Genomic DNA, 1369 nt, shown 5'->3' with positions numbered 1-1369 from the left:
CCAATTCCTCCATCACGTTTTTTAGGGTATAGACTGGATCGTCATCGGGTAGTCCCAATTGAAAGAAACTGAAGTTAATTTTCTGTTGCCCAATTTCAAAAAAGTTGTTATAATAATCTTGTTTTAGCATAGTTCCATTATAACATGGAACGGAGAGAAAGATGGTTGTTGTTAGCTATCTTTTTTCTTTTTAGTGGATAAATTTCAGGGGCAGGCGTGACTCGCATGAGTCACGCCTGCCCCTGTTCGGAACCATCTATTTCCCGACAGACAATCATGAGAGAATCTCACCACAATAAATGAAAACTGGATATTGGCTATACTCTATATAGTGGTATACTTAAGGTGCCGAATAAGGTCGGAAGGGGATTGGTGCTTCAAAGCCCGTGCGACAGACTGATTTTCAGCTCCTTAGGTGTACCACTTTTTGTTTCCATCGTATTTTGATGAGGACGCAGGACAGCCAACAGTTAAGCAAGGAGCTGCATCGGCTTATGCGAAGGAGGTTTGCTTTATGGAAGTATTGTATAAGCGGTGTTGTGGGATTGACATTCATAAAAATATGATGGTAGCCTGTGTTTTTACGAGTGTCAGAAAAAAAGAAGTCCGCCAGTTTTCAACAATGACGGAAGATATTCTTCAATTAGTTTCATGGCTGAAGGAAACTGATTGTGAGATGGCTGCCATGGAAAGTACCGGTTCGTACTGGAAACCTGTTTATAACATATTGGAAGAGGAACATATCCCGATTATGATTGTAAATGCACAGCATATCAAAGGGGTTCCCGGACGCAAGGCAGATGTGAAGGATGCAGAATGGATTGCTGATCTGGTACGTCATGGGTTAGTAAAAGCAAGTTATATCCCAAATCGGGAACAGCGGGAATTGCGCGAAATGACCCGTTACCGCCAGGAGATGATTGAAGAACATGCTCGTGAATTGAACCGAATCCAAGCTGTGTTAGAAGGTTGTAACATTAAATTAGGCAGTGTGATTACCGATATCAGTGGAAAAAGCGGAATGGCTATTTTAAAAGCGATCATATCCGGAGAAACAGATCCGATTGTTTTAAGTGAATTAGCAGAAGGGCGTGCCAGAAATAAACTTCAGGAAATGCGAAGAGCTCTGCAGGGACGAGTTTTAGAACATCAACAAAAAATGTTAGAACATCAGCTTGTGCATATGGAAAGTCTTACTTCTTTAATCTCAGATTTAGATGAAGATATTAAAAAAAACAGACACTATAAGTTGGGCTGTTGAGGCTTTGGATGGGATACCAGGAATCGGTAGACAAAGTGCAGAACGCATTCTTGCAGAAGCAGGGGTGGAAATGGAACATTTTCAAAATGAATCGCGGTTTAGTCGTGG

Annotated in this window: 2 protein-coding genes and 1 pseudogene; 2 read left to right on the top strand and 1 reads right to left on the bottom strand. The window is 41.3% G+C overall.

The features are described 5' to 3' along the window. Nucleotides 1-130: pseudogene (locus tag HMPREF9469_RS34210) on the bottom strand (transposase); the annotation flags it as partial. A gap of 384 nt (nt 131-514) precedes the next feature. On the opposite strand from HMPREF9469_RS34210, the gene HMPREF9469_RS30305 reads away from it, so the two are divergent. Further along, nucleotides 515-1261 (top strand): IS110 family RNA-guided transposase, encoded by a 747-nt coding sequence (locus HMPREF9469_RS30305; RefSeq protein ID WP_007871752.1) that lies wholly within the window; start codon nt 515-517, stop codon nt 1259-1261. Next, nucleotides 1218-1369: transposase (locus tag HMPREF9469_RS34150; protein ID WP_157140365.1), on the top strand; the 152-nt coding region annotated here is incomplete at its 3' end. The genes HMPREF9469_RS30305 and HMPREF9469_RS34150, both read left to right, overlap by 44 nt.

This window comes from [Clostridium] citroniae WAL-17108 (genome assembly GCF_000233455.1).
Taxonomy (GTDB): domain Bacteria; phylum Bacillota; class Clostridia; order Lachnospirales; family Lachnospiraceae; genus Enterocloster; species Enterocloster citroniae.
Note: the sequence above shows the minus strand (reverse complement) of the source record. Positions and strands in the feature narration are given on the sequence as shown.

Coding starts and splice junctions, on each gene's coding strand:
- HMPREF9469_RS30305 (WP_007871752.1), top strand. CDS start 515: ATGGAAGTATTGTATAAGCGGTGTTGTGGGATTGACATTCATAAAAAT.